19 protein-coding genes are annotated in these 23893 nt (G+C 47.8%); 14 read left to right on the top strand and 5 right to left on the bottom strand.

The window, feature by feature from the left end; all coding sequences use genetic code 11:
* Positions 1-286 precede the first annotated feature (286 nt).
* From ABEA66_RS33555 to ABEA66_RS33535, 5 genes are all read left to right on the top strand, one after another.
* Positions 287-1453, top strand: a complete 1167-nt coding sequence (locus ABEA66_RS33555; protein WP_345594489.1) for an iron-containing alcohol dehydrogenase — start codon at positions 287-289, stop codon at positions 1451-1453.
* Between the two features lie 125 nt (positions 1454-1578).
* Positions 1579-2805, top strand: coding sequence for an MFS transporter (locus tag ABEA66_RS33550; RefSeq protein ID WP_345594487.1), 1227 nt, complete (start codon positions 1579-1581; stop codon positions 2803-2805).
* A 695-nt stretch (positions 2806-3500) separates the two neighbouring features.
* Positions 3501-4385 carry a helix-turn-helix domain-containing protein gene (locus tag ABEA66_RS33545; protein ID WP_345594485.1) on the top strand — a complete coding sequence of 295 codons (885 nt, stop codon included), beginning with the start codon at positions 3501-3503 and terminating at the stop codon, positions 4383-4385.
* A 100-nt stretch (positions 4386-4485) separates the two neighbouring features.
* Positions 4486-4752, top strand: a complete 267-nt coding sequence (locus tag ABEA66_RS33540; RefSeq protein WP_345594483.1) for a YciI family protein — start codon at positions 4486-4488, stop codon at positions 4750-4752.
* A 90-nt stretch (positions 4753-4842) separates the two neighbouring features.
* Entirely contained in the window at positions 4843-5829 is a 987-nt protein-coding gene (locus tag ABEA66_RS33535; protein ID WP_345594481.1) for a zinc-dependent alcohol dehydrogenase family protein, read from the top strand.
* A gap of 157 nt (positions 5830-5986) precedes the next feature.
* Here the strand turns inward: ABEA66_RS33535 and ABEA66_RS33530 are convergent, their stop codons facing one another.
* The gene (locus ABEA66_RS33530) at positions 5987-6472 is read right to left on the bottom strand and encodes a hypothetical protein (RefSeq protein ID WP_079909288.1); all 486 of its coding nucleotides are present in this window, start codon (positions 6470-6472) and stop codon (positions 5987-5989) included.
* Between the two features lie 183 nt (positions 6473-6655).
* Here ABEA66_RS33530 and ABEA66_RS33525 point away from each other — a divergent pair, with 183 nt between their 5' ends.
* The 7 genes from ABEA66_RS33525 (at position 6656) to ABEA66_RS33495 (ending at position 18046) form a co-directional block, all read left to right on the top strand.
* Positions 6656-7225: an FAD-dependent oxidoreductase gene (locus ABEA66_RS33525; RefSeq protein ID WP_345594477.1), complete on the top strand. Its 570-nt coding sequence runs from the start codon at positions 6656-6658 to the stop codon at positions 7223-7225.
* Between the two features lie 265 nt (positions 7226-7490).
* Complete coding sequence (locus ABEA66_RS33520) at positions 7491-9803, top strand: helix-turn-helix domain-containing protein (RefSeq protein ID WP_345594475.1); 2313 nt, start codon at positions 7491-7493, stop codon at positions 9801-9803.
* 189 nt (positions 9804-9992) lie between these two features.
* Positions 9993-10961, top strand: coding sequence for an ABC transporter permease (locus tag ABEA66_RS33515; RefSeq protein ID WP_306293511.1), 969 nt, complete (start codon positions 9993-9995; stop codon positions 10959-10961).
* 19 nt (positions 10962-10980) lie between these two features.
* Positions 10981-11877 (top strand): carbohydrate ABC transporter permease, encoded by an 897-nt coding sequence (locus ABEA66_RS33510; protein ID WP_079909291.1) that lies wholly within the window; start codon positions 10981-10983, stop codon positions 11875-11877.
* A gap of 69 nt (positions 11878-11946) precedes the next feature.
* Complete coding sequence (locus ABEA66_RS33505) at positions 11947-13626, top strand: ABC transporter substrate-binding protein (RefSeq protein WP_079909292.1); 1680 nt, start codon at positions 11947-11949, stop codon at positions 13624-13626.
* Between the two features lie 306 nt (positions 13627-13932).
* Positions 13933-15984, top strand: coding sequence for an acyltransferase family protein (locus ABEA66_RS33500; RefSeq protein WP_345594470.1), 2052 nt, complete (start codon positions 13933-13935; stop codon positions 15982-15984).
* Between the two features lie 274 nt (positions 15985-16258).
* Complete coding sequence (locus ABEA66_RS33495; protein ID WP_345594468.1) at positions 16259-18046, top strand: hypothetical protein; 1788 nt, start codon at positions 16259-16261, stop codon at positions 18044-18046.
* A gap of 125 nt (positions 18047-18171) precedes the next feature.
* Here the strand turns inward: ABEA66_RS33495 and ABEA66_RS33490 are convergent, their stop codons facing one another.
* The 3 genes from ABEA66_RS33490 to ABEA66_RS33480 all read right to left on the bottom strand — a co-directional run bounded on the left by ABEA66_RS33490 (position 18172) and on the right by ABEA66_RS33480 (position 20456).
* Positions 18172-19245, bottom strand: a complete 1074-nt coding sequence (locus ABEA66_RS33490) for a glycosyltransferase family 61 protein (RefSeq protein ID WP_345594466.1) — start codon at positions 19243-19245, stop codon at positions 18172-18174.
* Between the two features lie 421 nt (positions 19246-19666).
* Positions 19667-20134: a hypothetical protein gene (locus ABEA66_RS33485; protein ID WP_079909296.1), complete on the bottom strand. Its 468-nt coding sequence runs from the start codon at positions 20132-20134 to the stop codon at positions 19667-19669.
* Positions 20121-20456, bottom strand: coding sequence for a hypothetical protein (locus ABEA66_RS33480; RefSeq protein WP_192701688.1), 336 nt, complete (start codon positions 20454-20456; stop codon positions 20121-20123). Before ABEA66_RS33480 ends, ABEA66_RS33485 begins: the two co-directional genes overlap by 14 nt.
* 336 nt (positions 20457-20792) lie before the next feature.
* Between ABEA66_RS33480 and mreB the strand changes: the two genes are divergently transcribed.
* Positions 20793-21875: a rod shape-determining protein gene (mreB, locus tag ABEA66_RS33475; protein ID WP_192701689.1), complete on the top strand. Its 1083-nt coding sequence runs from the start codon at positions 20793-20795 to the stop codon at positions 21873-21875.
* A gap of 99 nt (positions 21876-21974) precedes the next feature.
* Here the strand turns inward: mreB and xerS are convergent, their stop codons facing one another.
* On the bottom strand, positions 21975-23060 hold the full coding sequence (gene xerS, locus ABEA66_RS33470) for a tyrosine recombinase XerS (RefSeq protein WP_079909299.1): 1086 nt from the start codon (positions 23058-23060) through the stop codon (positions 21975-21977).
* A 197-nt stretch (positions 23061-23257) separates the two neighbouring features.
* Here xerS and ABEA66_RS33465 point away from each other — a divergent pair, with 197 nt between their 5' ends.
* On the top strand, positions 23258-23800 hold the full coding sequence (locus tag ABEA66_RS33465; protein ID WP_079909300.1) for a YhcN/YlaJ family sporulation lipoprotein: 543 nt from the start codon (positions 23258-23260) through the stop codon (positions 23798-23800).
* Positions 23801-23893: the final 93 nt, after the last annotated feature.

Here is a 23893-nt window from a genome sequence, read left to right as displayed (position 1 = left end):
CCGTAAAACCAGACTGAGGGCTCGCCAATATGCGGCAATCAAAAGAGATATTCCAATTATCAGACAATAGTGGAGTGGAGCAGGAGCAAGCCATCAGGCCATGGAAAAGGCTTGGTGGCTGTTTCTATAGGTGACCATAGGGGAAGCAGCTTACGGCAAGGATAGTTAGAGTGGTTCAGGTCAGTCATTTTCAATGCTGGTTCACAAAGCTATAATGAGGGGAGATTCTTCAGCACTACTACCATAATCCAAGGGGAAGCATCCCCTTTGAAGGAGGATAACAACTATGAATCCGTTTCAATTCCACAACCCGACCCGCATCATGTTCGGCAGCGGGATGCTCGACCAACTAGGCAGTGCCGTATCGCAATACGGCAGTAAAGTGCTGCTCGTCTATGGCGGCGGAAGCATCAAAACGACCGGTTTGTACGACCGGATTATGCGTCTGCTTCAGCAAGCAAACGTTGAGGTGCACGAGCTTCCGGGCGTGGAACCGAATCCGCGTGTAAGCACGGTTAGAAAAGGTATCTCTATATGCCGGGAATACAGCATTCCGTTTATTCTTGCGGTAGGCGGAGGGAGTGTGCTCGATGCCGCAAAAGCGATCGCAGTCGGTGTACCTTATGAAGGGGATATCTGGGATTTTTTCATGCGGAAGGCAGACATCCATTCCGCTCTTCCTTTGGGGACGGTACTTACTTTATCGGCAACGGGCTCAGAGATGAACGGAAGCGCTGTAATTACCAACTGGGAGGATCAGCTGAAGAAAGCGATTGGAAGTATTCATTGCTATCCGGCTTTCAGTATATTGGACCCCGCTCTTACTTATACCGTTCCTCGCAATCAGACTGTGAACGGTATTGTCGATATGATGTCTCACGTATTCGAGCAATATTTCAGCCGGACGACGAATACGCCTCTTCAGGAACGCTTCTGTGAATCTATTCTTCAAACCGTTATCGAAAATGGAGAAAAAGCTCTTCATAACCCGGAACATGAAGAAGCCAGAGCGAATCTGATGCTTTGCGGCACGTATGCTCTGAATGGGGGGATGATCAGTGTTGGCATGGAAAATGACTGGGCAACCCATATGATTGAGCATGAGGTCAGTGCGATATATGATATAGCCCATGCTGAAGGGCTGTCGGTATTGTTCCCGAACTGGATGAAATACGTCTACAAAGAGAGGCTGGACCGATTTGTTCAATTTGCCGTTCGGGTGTGGCAGGTCGATCCTGCGGGCAAATCCGATGAGCAGATCGCACTCGAAGGGATTCAGGCAACACGCGATTATTTCACCAGAATCGGGGCTCCCAGCCGTCTAAGCGAGCTGAACATCGACGCCAAGGAGCTGGACCGGATGGCCAAAGAAACCGTTCGTTTCGGTCCTGTCGGCTCTTTCAAGGCGCTGCACGAATCGGATGTACGATCCATCCTGGAGATGAGCCTGTAAGTCATGTCTGTATGAAGCCGGTGTCCCTAAGGGAGCCGGCGTTTTTCGCAGTCAGGGAAAGAAGGATTTACAATCGGCCTAAACCGTACTATAGTGTGGATAGCAAATCTCAAGGAGACATCAACATGAATGAAAAGCAAGCTATTCCGTCCCGAAGGCATCATTTCATCTTTATTCTGGTGACCTTGTTTTACTGGGCTTCCCTGTATACGTATATTCCTATTTTGTCGCCGTATTTGGACCATATGGGGGCAACTTACAGCTTCGCCGGATTAGTACTCGGGAGCTATGGCTTCGTTCAAATTATACTTAGGCTTCCTCTAGGTATTACCTCGGACAGAATGAAGGTGCGGAAGCCCTTTATTATGATTGGAATGATCGGGACGACGATAAGCTGTCTGTGCTTCGCGCTTGGCGGACATCTCGGATGGATCTTGACCGGACGTCTTATTTCCGGGATCGGGGCTTCGACTTGGGCTGCGTTCACCGTACTGTACGCCAGCTACTTCAGCCAAGAGCAGGCCACGAGAGCCATGAGCCTGATCAGCTTATTGACAGCAAGCGGTCAATTGATCGGAATGAGCGTCAGCGGTTATTTGGTGAAGGAATGGGGTTGGAACTCTACCTTTTGGCTTGGCAGCATAATCGGCGCGGCTGGCTTATTGGCGAGCTTCTTCATTTTTGAACCGAAACATGCAGTATCTCGCAAACCGATTGAGCTGAAGGATCTTGTTCAGGTCATGAAGGAGCCGCTGCTACTTAAAGTATCTGTGCTCTCTATATTAGCCCACAGCATTTTGTTTATTACGATGTTTGGCTTCACGCCTTCACATGCTTTGGCTTTGGGGGCAAGCCAGCTCGATCTGACCGTGCTGGTCTTCGCATTCATGGTGCCGCATGCCTTCAGCAACTACATTTCGGGAAGATGGCTGGCACCGAAATTCGGCTCGTGGAACCTGGTGCTGATCGCTTTTCTATTCAGTGCGGCCTGTACTACAGCCATATCCATGGTGAGCAGCTTTTCCGGCCTTGTGATCACACAAATGCTGAACGGCTTCTTCCAGGGCATTTATTTCCCCCTCATGCTGACGCTTGCGATTCAAAAGATTCATCCGCAGAAGCAGGCGACCGCGATGGGATTCTATCAGGCCGTGTATGCCGTCGGGATGTTCGCCGGACCTTTCCTGGCGGGATGGATTAATGAATGGGGCGGGCTGAGAAGCGGCTTTTATTTCGCCGGTTTGATCGGTGTCGTCGCGTTCGTGCTTACTTTCGTTTGGAGCCGGGCTGAACTGAAATCTGCCAAAACTGGGCTCAAGAGACAAGACAATGCCGCTTCCTTAGTAAAGTAGGCGCTAAATAGACATCTGCTCTTTCTAGAGAGAGGATGTCTTTTTTTATTAGGTTCAACGTTAAAAAATGAACAAATATCACAACAATAACTCCTAATAGAAAGCCAACTCCTGCGGCCAATAAGTAATCCACTTTTGTTTTTATCGAACCTGAAGAACAACCAATTGCCAAAGCTAGTGGTATCAATGTTAAACCAACGGTTAGTTGTCCTATCGAAAATCCTGCTATAAAACTGAATACATATATCCCGAGGGCGGAAATCCAATAAAACTGTCGCTTACCTGAGATAGCAATAAGTAATGATGAAACCGCCACAATCAACATAAAAAAATGCAATTATAGTAAAGATAGGAAAAATATACATCTCCGCAACGTCATTTTATCATTTACTCTACTTCATGTTGAACAGATCTTCCCATTCCTCAAGCGGGAGCGATATACCCCACAGGGGTATGTTGATCATAACTCGGCTTTCTAGGCTTCTCAACAGACTCGCTATGTTTTGTGGTGTTATTTTAAGCTGATGATCGTAAGAAAGCATAACACGATAATAAGTTTCCCAATTCCCAAATGCAGCCTTGTTAGTCTATTCTAGAGCAGGAGGCATCGCTAAGAGTTTTTGAAACCCTTTTCAAAAAAGGGGGGAAGCACTCCGGCATCGTATCAAATCTGACCAGACAAGGGAGAAGGAGACATGAAGATGATCCACGAATCCAAACAATTATTGAGAGATGCTCAGTTAACTATGCTGCAGATTGCTCGAAATGATTATTCGGAACAGCGAACCATTTCACCTCATGTGCATGAACATTTTCACCAGCTGGTCATCGTCCACAAAGGCAGCGGCGAGATGCAGTTCAACGACAGCCTGTATCCCGTAGCCGGGCGATATTATTATTTAATACCGCCTAATTCGAGACACGCGTTCTACTTCAAAGAAGAGTCGGTTGCCGTAGATTATAAGTTCAAGCTTAATGACGAAGGCTTGGTGCACGCCATTGCCGAATCCCCGAGCTACGGCACATGCATCAATGACGATCTGGTTGATTTAAAGCAGTGGTTTCAGCTTACGATGGAATTCAGCAAATGTCCCGACCCGTTAACCTTGTACCGGATAGATTCCGGCTTTAAAGGAACCTTGCTGTCCTTGCTGCAAAAAAGCAGAGGGCAAAGGGCGGAAATACAAGATGCCTCTAGAATGAAGGACGGAGCCTATTCGGATTTCCCGATAGCGGCTTACATCAACGAGCATTTGTCCGAGAAGCTATCCTTACTGGACATAGCGAATCATTTCGGATTTCACCCGCATTATATTATTAAAATATGCAATGATCATATCGGCATGAGCCCCATGCAATATTTGCAGGAGAAGCGTCTGGAAAAAGCGATGGAGTATTTGGAGGAAACGAAGTGGACTGTCACTGAAATCAGCGAAAAGCTGGGGTGGACCACGTCTTACTTTTCCCGTCTGTTCCATCAGAAGAAAGGAATATCCCCCTCACAGTTCCGCAAAAGCGCGGTTTATCCGATCAGTACGGATATATGGGAAGAGGCTGACCACGCGGCGGCAGGCCAATAACTAAGGGAGAATGAAGTGAAACGATATTAGATATTCGGAGCGGTTTATCATATAATAGAGGGATAAATTTTACTAGTAGAGTTGCGAGAGGAAGCTGACGATGAAGCATTATGTTGTATTCTTGCCCATGCTCGATGAAGAAAAGAGTCAAACGTACCGCGCGCAGCATCTCGAATATTTGTCAGAAATGCGCAGCCGGGGACATATTTTTGCCAACGGACGGTTCGTTGACGGTACCGGAGGAATGGTCATCTACAGAGCGGAATCCCTGGAAGCGGTAGAGGCTTTCGCATTGAATGATCCTTATGTTATTCACCAGGCCAGAGGCTATGAAATTCATGAGTGGGACATGGTGCCGGCCGACTAGGTAATCTACATAGGTGATCCCAGGCCGATTTTTCTGTACGCAGAGAAATCGGCTTCTATTCTGTTACAACGGTTGAGGAGAATGAAAAGCATGAATGCCTACTACTTAAGCTGCAGCCGTTTTGGCCATCCGTCTGAAGTGCTTCAGCTTCATAATAAGCCCTTGGAACAGCCCGGGCCGGGTGAGCTGCTGGTACGAATGATAAGCTCCCCTATCAATCCGTCTGATCTGATTCCGATCCAAGGAGCTTACGCACATCGGGTTGCCCTTCCCATGATTCCCGGGTATGAGGGTGTCGGAAAGGTGGTGGAGGCAGGAAGGAATGTATCTGTATCCATGCTTGGCCGGCGGGTTCTACCACTCAGGGGAGAGGGTACTTGGCAGGACTATGTGCGGGTACCTGCGGAGCTGGCAGTTCCTGTCCCGGATACGATCTCCGATGATACTGCATCCCAGCTGTACATTAACCCGGTGACTGCCTGGCTGCTGTGCCAACAGTACCTGGCTGACACCGAGGGCGACTTCGTCTTGATCAACGCAGCTGGCTCCTCCATAGGGCGGATCTTCGCTCAGTTATCCCAAGTGTTTGGATTTCGCGTGATTGCGGCTGTAAGAAATGATCTGCATACCGAAGCTTTGCTGCTGAAGGGGGCTGAGTATGTTATAAATACATCTGCAACATCATTGCATGAAGCGGTTATGGATATAACGAAGGGGCGAGGGGCTGGATTCGGAATCGATTCCATCGGAGGTACGGCGGCTGAGGAGCTGGCAAGCTGCATCTCCTTTGGAGGCATAGTGGTGAGTGTCGGCCTTCTATCCGGAATTCCGGTCGATTGGATTCGCTTAGCCCGGACAACGGGGATCCGTCCTGCCATGTACTGGCTGCGTCATTGGGTGGAGAAGGCAGAGGTTCAGGAATGGCACAAGCCGATCGTCTGCATCATGGAGCTTGTTCATAAGGGCCTGCTGCAGTTGGATGCCCCGGGGGCGCGATTTGCAATAACTGATTTTCAACAGGCGATAGCTGCAGCGACGGCCCCAGGTCAATCAGGTAAGACCGTCTTTGCTTGGTAAGAAAATTTCCCGCGAAATTCAACCATTTCCCGGGTAAGCGCAGAACTCGATAAAAAGCGCATTTCCTTCGACATTCCGTGTTGAAAACCGTTAAGGTCTTCACGGATGCTGTCGAGAGAAAGGCGCTTTTTGTGCGTTTCGTATGCTCAATTTCGGGTTAAGAACCGATTTCCGTGTACATGCTTTGAACCTTTTGCAGCCGTATGTACTCATTTTTTTGCAGTCCCGGCCGGAAATAGCTGTAGAGATAGGCTGCTTCATGAAATGACAATCCCGTGTGGCATACCACTTCCTGAATCGTATGCGGATTGTCGAGAATAAGCTGCCACTCTCCCTCCCGCTCGCCGGGCGCAACGGTTTGCAGAAGCTTGATCTTAACCTCGGCGATTTGCTGCAATTCATCCCAGACCTGGGACCAAGAGGGACTAAACCGCTCAGGCTGGGGGAATAAATCCCGAGCTGTGGTGATCCAGGAGATGATGGCGTCCGCATCGTCCTCCTGAAATTGCTTGAGCTTATTCTTGAACCCTTCCAAAAGCATGTGAAAGGCGGAATAGCCGCCATCGTCTATCGATGCTTTCCAAGAAGCCAGCTCCTCTTCAGAAATCCCGTTCTCCAACTGCTGCCATTGATTCCGGTTCATCGAATGTACGTCTCCTCCTGATATAGTAGGGTAGATTTGAAATTAATTTAGCATATTATTGATGGGATGGAAAGAGATGCCTGAAATGCATTTTGACATTCCATTCCAAGTTGTGTAGCATGGTATTAGGATGGACACGCATCATTAGACATCGAATGATAATATGAAGGGAGAGTATCGAGCATGTATGATATTGTTATTATCGGAGCAGGGCCTGCAGGCGGAAGCGCCGCATTGTTCGCAGCGAAGGCAGGGAAGAAAACGCTTTTAATTGACAGTGACCAGGGCATGACCAAACGCGCTTGGCTGGAAAACCATTACGGCATCATGGAAATGACGGGGGCCGAGCTGGTCGAGATCGGCCAGAAGCAGGCTGCGAAATTCGGCGCCGAGCTGGTGCATGCCAAGGTTAGCAATGTAACCCAAGCAGGGGAAGGCTTCCAGGTCGAGACGGAAAACGATCGTTACGAAGGCAAGCATGTCATCCTGGCAACCGGTGCCCTCGTCGATCTGGCGCAGCATATTGGCTTGCAAACCAAAGACGGTACCGAACCTAGAATCAAGACCGTCATCGATACATCTCCGGAAGGAAAAACGTCCATTCCCGGCATTTGGGCAGCGGGTACGGCGGCGGGTGTCAGTGTACATACCATCGTTACGGCCGGCGACGGTGCCAAGGTAGCCATTAACGTTATCAGCGAGCTGAACGGCGAGCGTTATGTAGACCATGATGTAATTAAGAAGGGCTCTTAATTTATTAACCTATAGTAAAAGAACCTCAAGGCTGTTCGTCAGCATTTTGCTGCTGCGGACAGTCTTTTTTGGCATGATGGCGTAATACAAATCGGAGCTTCCCGCAGAGTGCCTTAACGCACTCGAATCCATGGCACCGCTTCTCAGGCTATTCGGGCATGAATTTCGACAATGCTCAGCTTATCTTTCGACGTAATCTTTCGTTGTCGGTCTCGCTAAAGTCCTTTACAATGGAGTCAAGTCTCGGGCATGGAGGAGATTCGAAATGTGGAGATTCAAAGGTCGGGAAGCGGGCAGTCATCAGGTGTTTATTCGTTTATTGGTGCCCAATCTGCTGTTTTTACTGCTGCCGCTGTTAGTCGGAGGGATCATCTACTATAAAACACTTCATGAGATGGAGAAGGAAGTGACGGCCGGGAATATGAATGTTCTGCAGCAAAGCAGGGACATCCTGGACCGCCGCTTGGCCGAGCTTTCCTCCATAGCAATCCAACTCGTTAACGATACGAGAATTATGCAGTTTCAGCATATTCGCGAACCGTTCCAGGGCTCCAACATCAACCGCATTTGGGATACCCGCAAAGCCATCCAAAATTTCAGCCTCACCAATAACTTTATTTTCCATTATTTTGTTATCTACAAGAACAGCGAGCTCGTATTTACGGAAAATTCCACATACGGGCTGTTTGATTTTTACAATACATTTCGTTATGTAGGCTTGGATGCGGACAGCTGGAAAGACATGATTATCGGTTCTTACCAGCAGCGCAGTATGCTCCCGTCCCATCAAGTGATTGTTAACGGTAATATGTATACTCTGTTAACCTACATTCATTCCTTGGGTTATCCCGGTTATCCCCAAGGAGCCGTTGTGATTACCATAGACAACCGGGAGGTACAGAAGCTGATGGGCGGTCTGGATTTGTCCGGCGGCGGTTGGGCAAATATCATCGATCAGAACGGGAAAATGATCAGCACCTCAGCCTCTGACGCACCGGTGAGCTGGATTCAGCGCTCCAAGCTGGCGGGTAAGGAAGGAAGCATGCTAGAGCAGATAGACAACCAGCCCATGCGGATCACCTACACCACCTCATCGTACAACGGCTGGACGTACTTGGTTGCCCAACCGGATCATATTGTCTTGAAAAAGGTCCTTTATATCAAAAAAATCATTTTTGCCATGACTCTTATCTTCCTTGCGTCAGGTCTGTTGATTGCCTATCTGATCGCCTACAGAAACAGCCGCCCGTTAAGAACGATCATGGAAACCATCATGGAACGAATGGAAGGCAGACCGGAGACCGGTCCTGATGCCTACCGGTTCATACGGGAGTCCGTATCCAGGCTTATCGATAACAATCACGAGCTGACGGACAAGATGAAGAAGCATGCTCCCTACTTGCAAGCGGCTTTATTCGAGAGGCTGCTGAAAGGGGATTTTCTCTCGGCCAGGGATACATCGGTGCTGCTGCAGCATGTTGGCATTGAAGCGCAGGGAAGCCACTATTCTGTCGTCATAGTTCAGCTGCAAGGGTATGACGGCGGATTCGACGCCTCGTCTCTGGAGGAGCTTGACCTCAAAAGGGTGATGATCAAAGAAATGCTTCGCGGCGGGCTTAAGGTCAGCATGTACTGGCATGATCTCGCAGAGGATCAAATTGCGCTTCTGATTGCGTACGGGAGAGACATTCCTGACCCTGATTTAACGTACCTGGCAGAGGCGCTTCCCGGAGTGTGTGAAATGATTCTTGCACAGCTGAATGTGCGGACAAGGTTTGCCATCGGGGGCATCTACAAAGAGCTGCTGCATATTTCCCGATCCTTTGAGGAAGCGAAGCAGGCGCTTCAATTCATATCGTGGAGAAATCAAAACGGTGCTGCCCGTTACGATGAAATACCGCAGGAGCACAGCGGTTATTATTATCCTTCGGATCTCGAGATCCGGCTTAGCAACCTGGCTCTGGCAGGCGAATATGCCGCGGTGGAGTCCGTATTGACCGATCTGCATCGAATCAACTTTGTAGAGAGACGTCTGTCGGTTCCCATGCTGCAATTATTCATGAACGAGATGATAGGCACTTTGATTAAGCTTTTGCCGCAGATGGGGCTGAATGAAGGAATTCTGCAGGATAAGCTGAAATTGGTCACTACGGAATTGACATCTTACGAAGGCCTTGAAAAGCAATATCTATCGTATACAGCCGTTTACCGGCAGCTTTGCAATTACGTCAATGATCATAAAAAGAGCCAGAACGGGCAGCTGCTGGACAGCATCATCGCCCTGCTGCAGGAGACCTTCAGCGATCCGGACATCAGTCTGGATTCCGTTGCGGAGCGAATGGGAATCTCCAGAGGCTATTTATCCCAATTTTTTAAAGAGCAGACGGGCATCAACTTTTCCGATTATCTGGAGGGTCTTCGAATGAAACTTGCAAGGGAGCTGCTGGCTGAGACCGACCTGCCTGTATTTGAAATTGCTGTTCGCGTGGGATACAGCTCCTCTAACACGTTTTGCCGGGCGTTCAAACGAATCAATGGTGTCAGCACCACAGCATTTCGCAGCTCCAAGGTAATTTGAATGCGCTTTCTGAACCATTGCATATCATATGAAACAATGCACATAAGCCGTTCTGAACGGCTGCACATAGAGCTGCACACAATCCTATTTACGTCTAAACCGCTGATGAGTAAGGTGGAGAAAGGACGACGGCAGCGTTTGAATCTGGACAGGATAATCCGTAGAAAAACAGAATGAGGGGGTGAGCCATTGGAAGCGCTTAAAGAAACATCAGGCGTGCAAACCGGAGCCGGCGTGAGAGCAAGAGCGCGAACGCCATTCACCAAAATACGAAAAGGGTGGAGGCTGTATGCATTAATAGCACTTCCATTGATTTACATTATTATTTTTAAGTATGTTCCGATGTACGGCGCTCAAATTGCCTTCAAAAACTTTATTGTGACCAAAGGAATCTGGGACAGCGAGTGGGTGGGCTTCAAGCACTTCGACCGTTTTTTTCATTCCTATGAGTTTTGGAGATTAATGAGCAATACGATCCTGCTCAGTGTGTACAGCCTGGTGGCAGGCTTCCCGTTTCCGATCATCCTGGCGCTTAGCCTGAACTACGTGAAGAATCAGCTGTTCAAAAAATCCGTGCAAATGATAACCTATGCACCGCATTTTATTTCCGTCGTTGTCATGGTAGGGATCATTCTCGAGCTCTTGGAGCCGAGGAACGGCATCGTAAATAATGTGCTCAAGCTGATAGGGCTGAACCCGATCAATTTCATGGGTGTGCCGGAATATTTTAAATCCATCTATGTGTGGTCGGGCATTTGGCAGAGTGTAGGCTTTGGCTGCATCATCTATTTGGCCGCGTTGGCAAGCATCGATCCGGCCCTGCACGAAGCGGCCGTCGTAGACGGAGCTAACAAGCTGCAGCGGATGTGGCATATCGACCTTCCGGGGATCATGCCAATAGCAATTATTATGCTGATCATGAATACGGGGCATATGCTGGACGTCGGATTTGAGAAAGTGCTATTGATGCAGAACCCGCTGAACATTCGTACCTCCGAGGTGATCGATACCTATGTATACAAAGTCGGTCTGACCTCGCAAGCGTTGAACTACTCTTATCCTACGGCTATCGGTTTGTTCAAATCGGTCATCAATCTGATTTTACTTATCATGGTTAATAAAATTGCCCAAAAAACAAAACAGGCCAGCTTATGGTAAGCGGAGGGAGGAGCAGGCGTTGGAACCTACGGCGATCAGGGAAACGAAGAGCGATCAGGTGTTCACCGTGGTCAATTATACGATTTTGTCACTATTCTTGATTACGATATTGTATCCTTTAATTTATGTTGTAAGCGCTTCAATAAGCAGCTCGGAAGCCGTCATATCGGGCAAGGTCTGGCTGTGGCCGGTTCATCCTTCTCTGGAGGGCTACAGTGCGGTATTCAAGCACAAGCTGATCTGGAGCGGGTTTATGAATTCCATCTATTATACGGTGGCGGGAACGCTGATTAATGTCGTTATGACGATCTTGGCTGCGTATCCTTTGTCGCGAAAAGACTTTTACGGCAAAAATGTGTTCATGTTCCTGTTCGTCTTCACCATGATGTTCTCCGGCGGCTTGATCCCAACCTATATGCTGGTCAAGGACCTGGGCTTGCTGAATACGACATGGTCGATGCTACTGCCCGGAGCGCTGGGAGTATGGAATATGATTATCACCAGAACGTATTTTCAAACGACGATTCCTGACGAGCTGCTTGAGGCTTCGCAGTTAGACGGCTGTACGGACTTTCAATTTGTATGGAAAATCGTGCTGCCGCTGTCCGGCCCCATTATTGCGGTTATTGCTTTGTTCTATGCAGTGGGCCACTGGAATTCGTATTTTAATGCCTTGATTTATTTGAAAAAGCAGAGCTTATATCCGCTGCAGCTCGTGCTCAGAGATATCCTTGTGCAAAATGACGTGGATATGAACATGCTGATGGACGTTGCGGAGCAGGCCAAGCGGGAGGGCTTGAGAGAGCTGCTGAAATATTCGTTGATCGTTGTTGCAACGGTGCCTCTGCTGGTTGTTTATCCGTTTGTCCAAAAATATTTCGTTAAAGGGATTATGATCGGATCGTTGAAGGGGTAGCCAGAGTTGATATTTTGAAGATGCTTACGAAGTTAGTTTCGCTCCGCGAAACTCTTAGGAGGGGTTCAAATGAGAAAAATAACGCTCATCTCGCTCTCGCTGCTGCTAAGTATGGGAATCGTATTAAGCGCTTGCTCCGGGAAGGAGGAAGCTCCGCCTTCCGATCCTTCGAAATCGTCGCAGGTCGCGGTGAATCCGCCGGGGCAATTTCCTATCACCAACGAAAAGACGACCATCAAGGTACTGGTCAAGGGGAGCTCGTCTGTTGAGGACTTTGCAACCAATGAGTTCACAAAATGGCTAGAGCAAAAAACGAACATCCATATTGATTGGGAGGTAGCCCCGGAAAAATCGGCGACGGAAAAGCTGAATCTGGTTCTCTCCAGCGGTGATTATCCTGACGTAATTATGGGCTTCGGCGTATCGCCGACACAAATGATGATCTATGGGAGCCAAGGCGTGTTTCTTCCACTGAATGATCTGATTGACAAGTACGGCGTCGAGATGAAAAAGATGTTTCAGGAAAATGCGTTTTACAAGGATCTGATCACGGCTCCAGACGGCAAAATCTATGCGCTGCCTCAGGTAAATGAATGCTATCACTGCATGTATCAGCAACGAATGTGGATTCATAAGCCATGGCTCGATAAGCTGGGCTTGCAGATGCCGACCACGACCGATGAGTTCTACGAAGTGCTGAAAGCCTTCAAGACCAAAGATCCTAACGGCAACGGCAAGGCCGATGAAATCCCGCTGTCAGGCTCTATCCAGGCTTCCAGCAGCAATCTGTTCTCCACGCAGATGCTCGACTCCTTCCTTATGAACGCCTTCATCTATGACCATGGCGATAAAAAGCTGTATCTTGATAACGGGAAGGTGTCGGTGCCATACAATAAGCCGGAGTGGAAGGAAGGCTTGAAATACATCCATAAGCTGTATGCCGAAGGATTAATCGATCCGCAAGCATTGACTCAAGATAACAACCAATTGAAAAAATTGGGTGAAAATCCGGACACCGTCATTCTGGGAGCTTCCTCCGGCCATAATATGGGCTCTCTGACCACTTTGGGAGGCAGCAGCGGAAGATGGCTGACCTATGTAGCGGTCCCTCCGTTGAAGGGACCTAGCGGCTTCCAGACCGCAGCTTACCATCCTTATGTCGTAGGAAACGGGCAGTACGTCATAACCAAAAACGCCAAAAATCCAGAAGCGGCCTTCCGCTTGGCGGATTTCCTGTACAATACACCCGATACGACGCTCAGATGGTATGCAGGCCGTGAAGGCGTAGAATGGCGCTACGCGGAAAAAGGGGAGATCGGCATTAACGGCAAGCCGGCTATCTGGAAGCAGCTGACCCCATGGGGCGGCGTACAAAACGTTAACTGGTCGCAGACCGGACCGAACTATCGCTCCAATGATTTCCGGCTGGGTGAGGTGGCGAACCCGGAGCAGCCGCTTGAGGTCATCCTGTATAATGAAACCAAGACCAAGATGGAGCCGAAGCAAATGCCGATTGAGAAAGTGATGCCTCCAGTCTTTTTTACCGCGGATCAGGCTTCAGAATTGGCGGATCTGGAGAAGACGATTCTGGATCATGTGAAGGAAATGATGGCGCGCTTCATAACCGGCGATTCGGACATTGACAAAAACTGGGATGCCTATGTGAAGAACCTGGATAATATGAATCTGAAAAGATATCTGGAAATTTATCAGACGGCTTATGACGCTAATTTCAAGAAGAAAAAATAAGTAACGAGAATCGCCCTTAAACCCGCTGAATACAGGGAGTTAAGGGCGATTTTGCTTGCCAAATATTGCGAACAAAAGTTCCAATTGATTCCGTTCCAACAGCGTAATAAGATAAATGAGCCTGAAATTCGGAGTCTGTAAAATGTGAAAGAAAAGATGTAATCCTTTCGTAACGATTTCCATTTCGCGACTGTGTATAGTATAGGTACAGCTGAGATGAATGACGCCCCATGTGCGATCGAAAGGAAAGAAATAAGATGAGCCAAAACCAACAAGGAATGCCCTATCACAAAGGGGGCATTCGTCATGCCTAAACCGGTTGTCGGTCAAGGGAGATATATGGCAGGACTCGACGGTCTGCGTGCCATAGCGGTGCTTGCCGTCATTGCTTATCATTTGAATATGAAATGGGCTCCGGGCGGACTGCTGGGAGTCGGAATTTTTTTCGTTCTGTCCGGTTATCTAATAACGGATCAGCTCATCGCGCAGTGGAAGAACAAGGGAACTGTCGATCTGAAGGACTTTTGGATGCGCAGGGCTCGAAGGCTTCTTCCCGCGCTGCTGCTCATGCTTGTGGCTGTTGTGGTCTGGCTCGCCGTCTTTGATAAGTCCAGGCTTCTCGCGCTGCGGGAAGAGGTTGCTGCAGGACTGTTGTATGTTAGCAACTGGTGGCTCATCTATCATAAAGTGTCTTACTTTGAAAGCTTCGGCCCGCCTTCCCCTTTAGGGCATTTATGGTCGTTAGCCGTTGAGGAGCAGTTTTACTTGTTATGGCCGATCGTGCTCCTGTTTGCCCTGCGATGCATGCCCCGAAGAGGACCAATCGTAGGGGTTACCTTGCTTGGGGCCTTGGTATCCGTGATCGCCATGGCGATTCTTTATGTGCCCGGGACCGATCCGAGCAGGGTCTATTATGGCACCGATACGCGAGTCTTCGCCCTGCTCATCGGGGCGGCGCTGGCGATGGTATGGCAGAGCCGGCGGCTGACGCCCCGTGTGACGCTGCGGGCACAATTCGTACTCGATGCCATGGGATTCACGGCATTAATCATTTTATTGTACATGATTTGGCAGACGAATGAGTACGACGAGTTCCTGTACAGTGGCGGTCTAGCGCTGCTGTCTGTAGCAGCGGCAGTGGTGGTGGCGGTTCTTGCCCACCCGGTCAGTTGGCTGGGCAAGGTGTTAGGATGCAAGCCTCTGCGCTGGCTTGGTGTCCGATCTTACGGTATCTATTTATGGCATTATCCGATTATTGTCATGAGCAGTCCTACTAATAGCAATGAGCCGGATTTCACTCGAGCAGCAATACAAGTGGTCGTAACGATATTGTTGGCCGCTTTGTCATGGCGTTACGTCGAGGAGCCGATTCGCCGCGGTTCCTGGAACCGTCTGAAGGCACAGGAGGGCATCCGAAGACGCGCGCGCCAACGGCTTTCTCTGGTCCGCTGGACTCCGGTCGCATGCGCGGTTCTTCTTGTCGGCTTCCTGTTCATCGGGCTGCTGCAGCGTGAGACGGATGCTACGCCGGGAATCAGCAGCGGCGGGACGCAGGAGCCGATTTTATCTTCTGAAACGGCGGTCAGTGCCGTATACGGCTCCAACAACCTGGCGTCCAACGTTTCAACGGCTCAGCCGATATCGAAGGATGCCGGATCGGTCCCAGTGACAGCCATCCCCCCAGCTGATCATACAGACACCAGGATGGATGGGGCATCTTCCCAAAGCGATCAGCCTCTGCCGCAAGAAGCGGGAAAAACCGATAATCCTGAGAAAGCAAGCCGGCATCCGGAGGATACCGCAAAGCGGGACACGGGCGGTGACGCAGACCATTCGAATCCGCTATCTAAGCCATCTGAAGGTGCAACGCTTCCTCAACAGACACCGGGCAAAGGCATTACGGCCATCGGTGATTCAGTTATGCTGGATATAGCGCCCTATTTGGAGAAGCTTCTCCCGGGTATTGTCGTTGACGGCAAGGTGGGGCGGCAATTCCTTGAAGCGGCGGATGTTATCGACCAGCATAAAGAATCGGGTACACTCGGAAGCCGGGTTATTATTGAGCTGGGCACGAACGGTCCATTTAATAAAAAGCAGCTGGAGTCACTGCTGGATTCGCTGGATAGCGCTAAGCAAATCATCCTTGTGAACACGAGAGTCCCGCGCAAATGGGAGGATGAGGTTAACTCCGTCATTGCGGAGGTCGCTGAAACCCATCCGAAGGTAACCCTGGTTGACTGGTATGCAGCGAGCGAAGGCAAGAACAGCTTCTTTGCTCCAGACGGCGTTCATCTGGAAGCGGAGGGCTCGGAATTTTATGCTTCTCTTGTAGCCGGTGCACTGCAAAAACACTCTTGAATGTACATAAGCCTGCAGCCTTCTTAATGAGGGGACGCAGGCTTTTTTGATACAAAAATTTCATCTAACCTTCTGTAAGCCATACCCTCTCGATTTCTTTGATTCCGTTCCCGGTTTTCTTTTACAGAGACCCAGGCTAATGTCGAGCTCGCCTGCGAATGAATATGAATATGATGCAACTAAAGAAAAAATCAATTTTAACTAGGCGTTTCTTTGTCTTGGCTCAGAATAAAATGGATTTGCCGAAATCGGATTGTGAAAGAGGAGGGTGTTGATGAAAAATAAAAATCGTCGAATCCTGTGGCTATTAAATCATAAAACATTAATGTCCTATGAGGTTCCTTTACTTCGTTCGCTAGGTTTTGAGGTATTCACACCCAAAATAATACCTGATGATGTTTCGACCTTCAGAAGCGGTTCTGTAGATTACTCCGCTGATTCCGATTTAACCGTGCCCAAAGATGTCCTTAATGCTTTGAACTCATTTAACTTTTATTCTGATCCTTGGCGGCACGACATTACTTTTTTTGTTAATACGTACTTTGGTTCAGTTTTTACAATGCCGTTAACTTATCCTTTTCAAGAGGTTGTAACCAAGTTTAAAGGACAGATTGTTCTTCGTGCTTTCGGATTACAAGTTGATTATTCATATGATAAGGTCTTGCGTCTTCAAATGGGGGATCAAGTCTATTCTTGGTTAGAGGCTATAAAAGATCGATTCTGGTTTGGCAAAGGCTATGAACAATTAGATGAATGTGAAACTCCTTTTTTTAAAAATCGGTCCGTATTTCTGCCGCTCGGATTAAACGAGAGTTACTGGAAGCATAAAAATACTTGGCGTGGAACAGATAAGCGTATATTATTTGTCTGCCCAAATATCAATGATAATAACTATTATTATGCTCAGATTTACAAAAATTTTAAGGAGAGTTTCGGAGATTTTCCCCATGTAATCATTGGACAACAAAAAAATCCTGTAAATGATCCTTATGTTCTTGGCCATGTAAGTGATGATGAACTTATCGATTTGTATAAAGATTGTGCTCTACTGTATTACCACTCGCAAGAGCCCCGGCATGTTCACTACTCTCCTATCGAAGCAGCTATTATCGGTACACCCATCGTGTTCTATAAACAAAATTTGTTGGGACGAATACTGCAAAAGGATATCGCGGGAGCGACCCAAGGAATATCAGAAGCACGTATTACGGTAGAACGATTGTTGCAGGGTGATCGTGAATTGATTACCAAAATAAGATCCGAACAAGAGATTATACCACACTTCTTTTCTAACAAATACTGCGAAATGATATGGCGCAAAAATATGCTTTCTGGTCCCCTTGCATCAGCATTATTTAGCGGCGAAAATCCGATTGAGATTAGGAACACGGCCCATAGCAGCTCCCTCATGGCCACATCAAAGCTACCTGTTATTCCGTTTCATCAAGGGATTCGTTGGTTCGATTCGATTAAACTAGCAAATGGTCGTGTAATGCCTGGTGTTGCTCCCTATGAAGTGTTCAAAGCACGCGCAGATATTATTTTTGCCGGACTAGTACCAGGAGAGACAGTTCTTGATATCGGCGATGGTGATGGATTCTATGCATTCGAATCAGAATTAAAGGGTGCTGGAAAAACAACCTGCATCGTCAATGGAGACAGCTATTGTTTTCTTTATGCAAAACAAGAACTTGCTTCTCGAGTGGAAGTAATGTATCCTAAACAATTCGATACCATGAGGACATCCAATTTATCTTATGACTGGGTTGTGGTGCGCGGAATTCTTAATCAGACGAGGCACCCGTTTCATCTTCTTGAACGCTTAGCTACGATTGCCAAGAAGCGTATCGTTATTGAATCGATACTCGACTTGCATGACTTAGATAGACCTGCAGTAGTCTATTATGGGGGTGAGAATCGTCTTGGGTATCCCCCCGATGGGTTCGGGTTCAACTTTCTTTTTTTAAAGAGCGCTCTGAACAAATTGGGCTTTCAAAATGTTTCTTATCAACCTACACCGGATGCGCCGTCGATACGCGGGATCATCACCGCCATGAAATGAAAACATGAAAATCAAACAGCAGCAGATTGTATCGATAGATCTTTTAGGGGATGTTTGCGTAAAAAGCAAAGATCCCCTTTTTGTTTAAGCGAAAGGGGATCTTTGAGCAGTTCATAGAATAAGGCCTAAATACCGGCTAGTTCTAAGACTTGCTTTAGCTTTTCAATATCAACAATAATGTTATCCCCCGCTGCTGTTGGCTTCGGAGGTTGCTCTATATCACATATCAGCTCATAGTACTCAAGTTTACCGTGATTGCTTAATATCCAAAAGTAAGGATCAACTACCTGCTGGAGTGAAAGTTCAATTAATTTCGTGCCGGGATTACAAAACACAATGTTTGCGTTCCCGCTTCCGAACGGAGATACAATAACCTGAGCAGAGGAAAAAAGGGAGATTTTCTCACGAGTGGACATAGGTGTTAGAACAATTTGCTTAAATCCTTTTGTGCTTAAGAAGCCCATGACTTCGTCTTCATTGGCAACAAACCGGTACTTTGCATCACGCCGAGTGATATATATTTTCTCAAATCCGGGCATCTTCTCAACAGGAGTATGTTCTTTAAATTGCTGACGGATATAACGAAAGGCCCAGCTTGGAGTCCCCCCAAGCATAAAAGGTACGGCAGGAACGATTAAATTATCGGCCTGAAGATGAAAATCACGCTTTTCTACTTGAATTAATTTATCCATAGGGAATCCAAGAATCTTTAATGACTCGTATTGAAAGGGGTGATGGAGCTTTCCGATCAAATACTTATCGATTAAGATTCCGCTTTGCTCCAACAAGTGAATTCGCGGCAAAATATCGAAGAACCAATGCCCATATATGCCATGGGTAAAGAAATTAATCTCAGGTAAATTATATCCGAAGATCAGTGAGGCGATCGTCTCTGCCGTATACTCCACTTGAGGCAGAGAAGTAAAGTCGAATGGATAATCCAACTCTGTGTCGCGCATTCGCAGATTATCGGGGGTAACTGCATAACAATTTGACGTAACAACTCGTCCCTTCGGTATTTGAGCTACAAAGGCTTCCTTAAAGAACAGCTCCGTACCCCATCGTGGAGGGTCCAGCCCTTTTGGGCTTTGAAAATGAACGCTTTCGCCGGGATAAATGACTTTATAAAGGTGTTGCAGTTGGTTTTCAATAAACCAATCTTTAGTATGTTCGCAAAATGTGTTGGGAAATTCATTCAATATTTATCCCTCCTCATATTATGCATTTGAGCAAAGTATTCAACTTTTCCATAATCATATGCGAATCGGCGATGCCTAGACTACGGACCCTTCGTCATGAGATTATGCGTAATTCAGGAGCCTGTTCCACAATGAATCGGGTGTTATGAGACTCCCAATCCATAGCACCACCGCCTTAAAAAAGTTTTCAGTTATTTTATGCATTACTTTCTAGCTGGGAAATGGACATATGCGGACAACAGATACGACCCTAAATCCTATTTCATGTGCCTAGGGAGAGAGAAGGGGGGCTTGGTGTTCGAAACGATTTGGGATCTATTGTACCAAAGGGGGGGAGGGACGTTAAGTTTTCTATGTTTAAGGTAAAAGAGCCCGATTACCGAGTCCTCGGCATCAGGCTCTATCTTCATGGAAAAGCATCTCACCATACGCTTGGCATCACCTTGATCGATGAGTCCAGCTTGGGCAGAAAGGCATAGCTCGGGTTAAACGTGAAGATACGTTTAATCTGGTAAGTAATCATGACGACAGCGGTGACCGCTTCGTTCAGGGACAGCTGCAGATCGGGGCAATCCACCAGCAGCCGTTTGGATTCCTGCTCAAATTCGGAGCAGCCGGAAATCACGGTTAAGACTCCTTTTTGCACGGCTTGCTCTACTGTTTCAAGAAAAAATTGCGCTTGTTGAAACCCGAATTGGTTTCTAAGCCATTGATGGGTATCGAATAGCACATAGTTGGTTGTTATCAGTGTTCGGTCCATATCGTCCAAGTCCAGGAACAAGGTGCGAGCTTTGGAATAATAAGGGTCCTGAGGATTCATAAAGGACATGAATGCCGTCTGGTCAACATATACCGCCTGGGCAAGATGGGTCTGTTCAATGTTGTTCATATTGGGTATCTCCATACAGATTGATGCTGCGCTCCGACAAGCCGTCCAGATAAAGAAGGGGATTGCGATCCAGCTGTTCACGGGATATAGGAACGAGGAGCTCGTTGCTTTTCAAGGTCCAATACTGCTCAACGATCTGATTTACGATTTCACTGACGGTAACTTGCTGTGCATCGGCCATTTGCCGGCACTTGGCTAATAATTCCGGGTCTAGCTCCAGGGATGGCTCTTCTTCAACTTCTTCCGGCCCGGCAATAAATTGTGTTGCCGCATTTTTCCATTGATCCAGCCGGCGCTGCAGCAGTCTTTTGGCGTTGCCCATGGACTTGCACCTCCGTTGTAGTTTGGTTACGGCTTATGTATTATTGTCGCCACCTTATATGATTCGGGAAGAATCGACATTTTCATGGGGCTTAAAGCAAAAATTCGTCAATGTTCCTCTGGAAAGGGTGCGTATGTAAATAAATACCACAAAAAAACCCCCGAAAGATCGACACGCCGGACGAAGAGTATAACACTCGGAGCGCAAGCGGTAATTACGGTAAATATCATTTTTTAAGCCATTGATCTCCATGACCGCAGCAAGATCCGCAGTACATACAGTGGGGATTTCTGAATCCTACGCTTCGATTAACCTGTTTGAAACGGAGGATACATCATGTTTAATGCATTGGAGCTTCAATTCGGTATCGATTTGGGAACATCGAATACTGTGATATATCAGCATGGAAAAGGAATCGTACTACAGGAGCCGTCCGTCATTGCGGTGAAGCAGGCTACAGGAGAAATTCAGGCTTTCGGGGCTGAGGCTCAAGCCATGATCGGACGTGCGCCGGGAAGTCTTGAAATTATCTACCCTCTGCAGGAAGGGGTCATTTCCAATTACAATTGGTCTACAGCAATGCTTCAGCATTTTATGAAAAAAATCCAGGCACGCACCTGGCTGCGCAAATCCAAGGTCTTTATTTCGATTCCTTGCGGCATCACCAGCGTTCAAAAAAGAGCGGTCGAGGAAACGGTTGTTCATAAAGGCTCCAATAGAGCCATTACAATAGAAGAGCCGCTCGCAGCGGCTTTGGGAGCGGGTCTTCCGGTAGATGAGCCGATGGGGAATATGATTCTGAATATTGGAGGCGGGACCGCTCAGGTTGCTATTCTTTCCTTAGGCGGCATTGTCTCTAGCAGAGTCACGCGCCGCGGCGGCTTATCCATCGACAGAGATATTATTGAATATGTAAAGAAAACCTATAATCTTGAGATCGGTGAGCGTACGGCGGAGGATATCAAGATTCGCTTGGGCAGCGTGGAGAAACCGGAAGCGGGCGAGCAGATGGATATCCGGGGCAGAGATCTGATCGAGGGCCTGCCTAAGACGGTTACGATTACCGCAATGGAAATTTATAGGCTGCTCGACAGCTTCATTGGAATTATGGTAGACACGATACGCGGTACCTTGGAGGATTGCCCTCCAGAGCTTGCGGGGGATGTTATCGAGCAAGGCATTATTTTGTGCGGGGGCGGATCGCTGCTCAAGGGATTGGCATCCCGATTGCAGAAGGAAACAGGCATCCCGATTCATCTGGCGGACCGTCCGCAGGAATGCACGGCGCTGGGCGCCGGAAAAATGCTGGAGTATGATATCCGGACTCCGCGTGGCAGCAGGTCAGCCTCCGGTTGGAAGCCAGCTGGCGGCGGAAGCTACCAGGAGAAGGAGCCTGTGAATCAGCAGGCGGCGGAATAACAGGGAAGAGCAGCATCCTCATAAGGATAGCTGCTCTTTTTGTAATATAATTTTCCATATTTTGGGGGATGATCACAGGCCTGAATCCACTCAGACGGCTTACGATTCAGCTCTGCGCATATCGATAGCCTCGGCCATTGTTTTATCGGTCAGATGCGCATAAATTTGCGTCGTTTCAGGCGATGCATGACCCAGCTGCTCTTGGGTTTTGTATAGATCATTTTGCAAATAATAATCTGTCGCAAAGGAATGGCGCAGCTTATGTACGGATAAATACGGCTTGCCGAAATGCTTGGCATATTTGATGATCATCGCTTGAATCGCCCGTTTGGTCATGCGCTCGCCTTCTTTTTTGCCGTTGGCTATGGCTAAGAAGAGGGCTTTTTCTTTTTTCGGGGCTTTATATTGCGTTTGCCGCAGCTCTAAATAAGCCGTCAGATCATCGATAGCTTCTTGACGGAAATAAACGGGGGTTTTGAAGGTATCGTCATTTTTACCTTTACGGTATACATGCGTTACCTTTTTCTTTAAATCAATGTCATCCACGTTCAAATTCACCACTTCAGACACCCGCAAGCCTGAATTCAATATTAGCGTCACGATACAGGCATCGCGAACCTTGTTTTGCCGGTACGAGTAAAGAGCCTGCTTATTACTGGCTATGTCCTGCTCATAACCGCTATGTACATAGGCGATGAATTCGTGAATTTCCTCTTCCTGAAGCAATTTCCCTTCAAGCTTAGCCGCGGTATCCTTGGGCTTATGCGTGCGCTTGATCTCAACTTTGGCCATTACGTTCCGCTTTAAGAGGGGGTAGAAATTCTCATCCTCTGCAATTTGACTCAAGTAGTGAAATAACGACCTGAGCGAGGACAGCTTTCGGGATATCGTTGTTTTGCTGTTTGTATTTTCGGTCCGCGTGGAAAGAAACATGCGAAAGTTATCGATGCTTTCCATATGAAGCTTTTCCAGCGCTTCCAACGGAACCTCTTTGATGGAGGCTCCCTCCGCCAATCCTTCCGCCAATAGCCAGGAGAAGAACGTTTCGTAGTCCCGCACATATTCCAGCAAAGAAGAAGGGGACAGGTCAGGCAGCTTGTAATTAATGAACTTCTCTACATACCAAGGCATAGAGGGCACGCGTTTGTCCAATTCCTGACGGTCTTTGATTTTCAAGATGTTCATAGCCGTGTACCTCCATTTCAATTCATTGAACTCACTGATTCAACCACAGCTCATTTAGCAAAAGAAACCAAATGCTTATGAAGCTTAGTATAAAACAGATTTGGAGTGAAGGGTAGTCCGACGGGATTGGAGCCGCGCATGAAACCGGACATGATTAACCATACTAACCATTGATTATCTAGAAGGGGGATGACTTCATGCCACACAGCAAAACCAAGAAAATGATCTGCCTTATGTCTGCTTGCTTGGTAGTAGGCGTCATGGCAGGTTGCAACAAAAAAACAGCGCAGCCTGCACCGAACACCCACACCAACAATACGGTACATCAGCAAGCGGCCAGTCCGTCGCCGTCACCAGCTTCGTCTCCATCTCCATCTGCATCTTCTGCACCGTCACCAGCTGCTGGAGAGCACATCAACATTGCGCATCAAGCGGCTCAAAGGATTTCCCAAATTCCTAGCGTAAGCAGCGCTACGGTGCTTGTCTCCCGGCATAATGCTTATGTAGCGGCGATGATGAAGGATCGCAACGGCCCGTTATCACGGGATGTAGAGAATCAAATCTCTCAACAAGTCAAATCCACTGATCCGAATATCCACAATGTGTATGTATCGACCAACCCCGACTTCGTCCAACGTGTCAATAACTATGCAGCAGACGTAGGCGCTGGAAGACCGGTATCCGGCTTCGTCCAGGAATTTGCCGAGATGGTTCGCCGGGTGTTTCCTACCGCTCATTAATTTCGTAAGCCCGATTAACGTGCGTTCAGTACGCTATTCGGGCTGCTTTTTTTGTATTGTGGCGTCTGACCCTTGCTTCAAGCACTAACAAGA

Origin of the sequence: Paenibacillus vulneris (genome assembly GCF_039543185.1) — a bacterium.
Lineage (GTDB): Bacteria > Bacillota > Bacilli > Paenibacillales > NBRC-103111 > Paenibacillus_S > Paenibacillus_S vulneris.
The sequence above is the reverse complement of the archived record's forward strand: the minus strand, read 5'-3'. Positions and strand labels throughout refer to the sequence as shown.

Bases quoted from the DNA above. Each gene is read 5' to 3' on its own strand.
- ABEA66_RS33555 (WP_345594489.1), top strand. From the start codon at position 287: ATGAATCCGTTTCAATTCCACAACCCGACCCGCATCATGTTCGGCAGC.
- ABEA66_RS33550 (WP_345594487.1), top strand. From the start codon at position 1,579: ATGAATGAAAAGCAAGCTATTCCGTCCCGAAGGCATCATTTCATCTTT.
- ABEA66_RS33545 (WP_345594485.1), top strand. From the start codon at position 3,501: ATGAAGATGATCCACGAATCCAAACAATTATTGAGAGATGCTCAGTTA.
- ABEA66_RS33540 (WP_345594483.1), top strand. From the start codon at position 4,486: ATGAAGCATTATGTTGTATTCTTGCCCATGCTCGATGAAGAAAAGAGT.
- ABEA66_RS33535 (WP_345594481.1), top strand. From the start codon at position 4,843: ATGAATGCCTACTACTTAAGCTGCAGCCGTTTTGGCCATCCGTCTGAA.
- ABEA66_RS33530 (WP_079909288.1), bottom strand. From the start codon at position 6,472: ATGAACCGGAATCAATGGCAGCAGTTGGAGAACGGGATTTCTGAAGAG.
- ABEA66_RS33525 (WP_345594477.1), top strand. From the start codon at position 6,656: ATGTATGATATTGTTATTATCGGAGCAGGGCCTGCAGGCGGAAGCGCC.
- ABEA66_RS33520 (WP_345594475.1), top strand. From the start codon at position 7,491: ATGTGGAGATTCAAAGGTCGGGAAGCGGGCAGTCATCAGGTGTTTATT.
- ABEA66_RS33505 (WP_079909292.1), top strand. From the start codon at position 11,947: ATGAGAAAAATAACGCTCATCTCGCTCTCGCTGCTGCTAAGTATGGGA.
- ABEA66_RS33500 (WP_345594470.1), top strand. From the start codon at position 13,933: ATGCCTAAACCGGTTGTCGGTCAAGGGAGATATATGGCAGGACTCGAC.
- ABEA66_RS33495 (WP_345594468.1), top strand. From the start codon at position 16,259: ATGAAAAATAAAAATCGTCGAATCCTGTGGCTATTAAATCATAAAACA.
- ABEA66_RS33485 (WP_079909296.1), bottom strand. From the start codon at position 20,134: ATGAACAACATTGAACAGACCCATCTTGCCCAGGCGGTATATGTTGAC.
- ABEA66_RS33480 (WP_192701688.1), bottom strand. From the start codon at position 20,456: ATGGGCAACGCCAAAAGACTGCTGCAGCGCCGGCTGGATCAATGGAAA.
- mreB (WP_192701689.1), top strand. From the start codon at position 20,793: ATGTTTAATGCATTGGAGCTTCAATTCGGTATCGATTTGGGAACATCG.
- xerS (WP_079909299.1), bottom strand. From the start codon at position 23,060: ATGAACATCTTGAAAATCAAAGACCGTCAGGAATTGGACAAACGCGTG.
- ABEA66_RS33465 (WP_079909300.1), top strand. From the start codon at position 23,258: ATGCCACACAGCAAAACCAAGAAAATGATCTGCCTTATGTCTGCTTGC.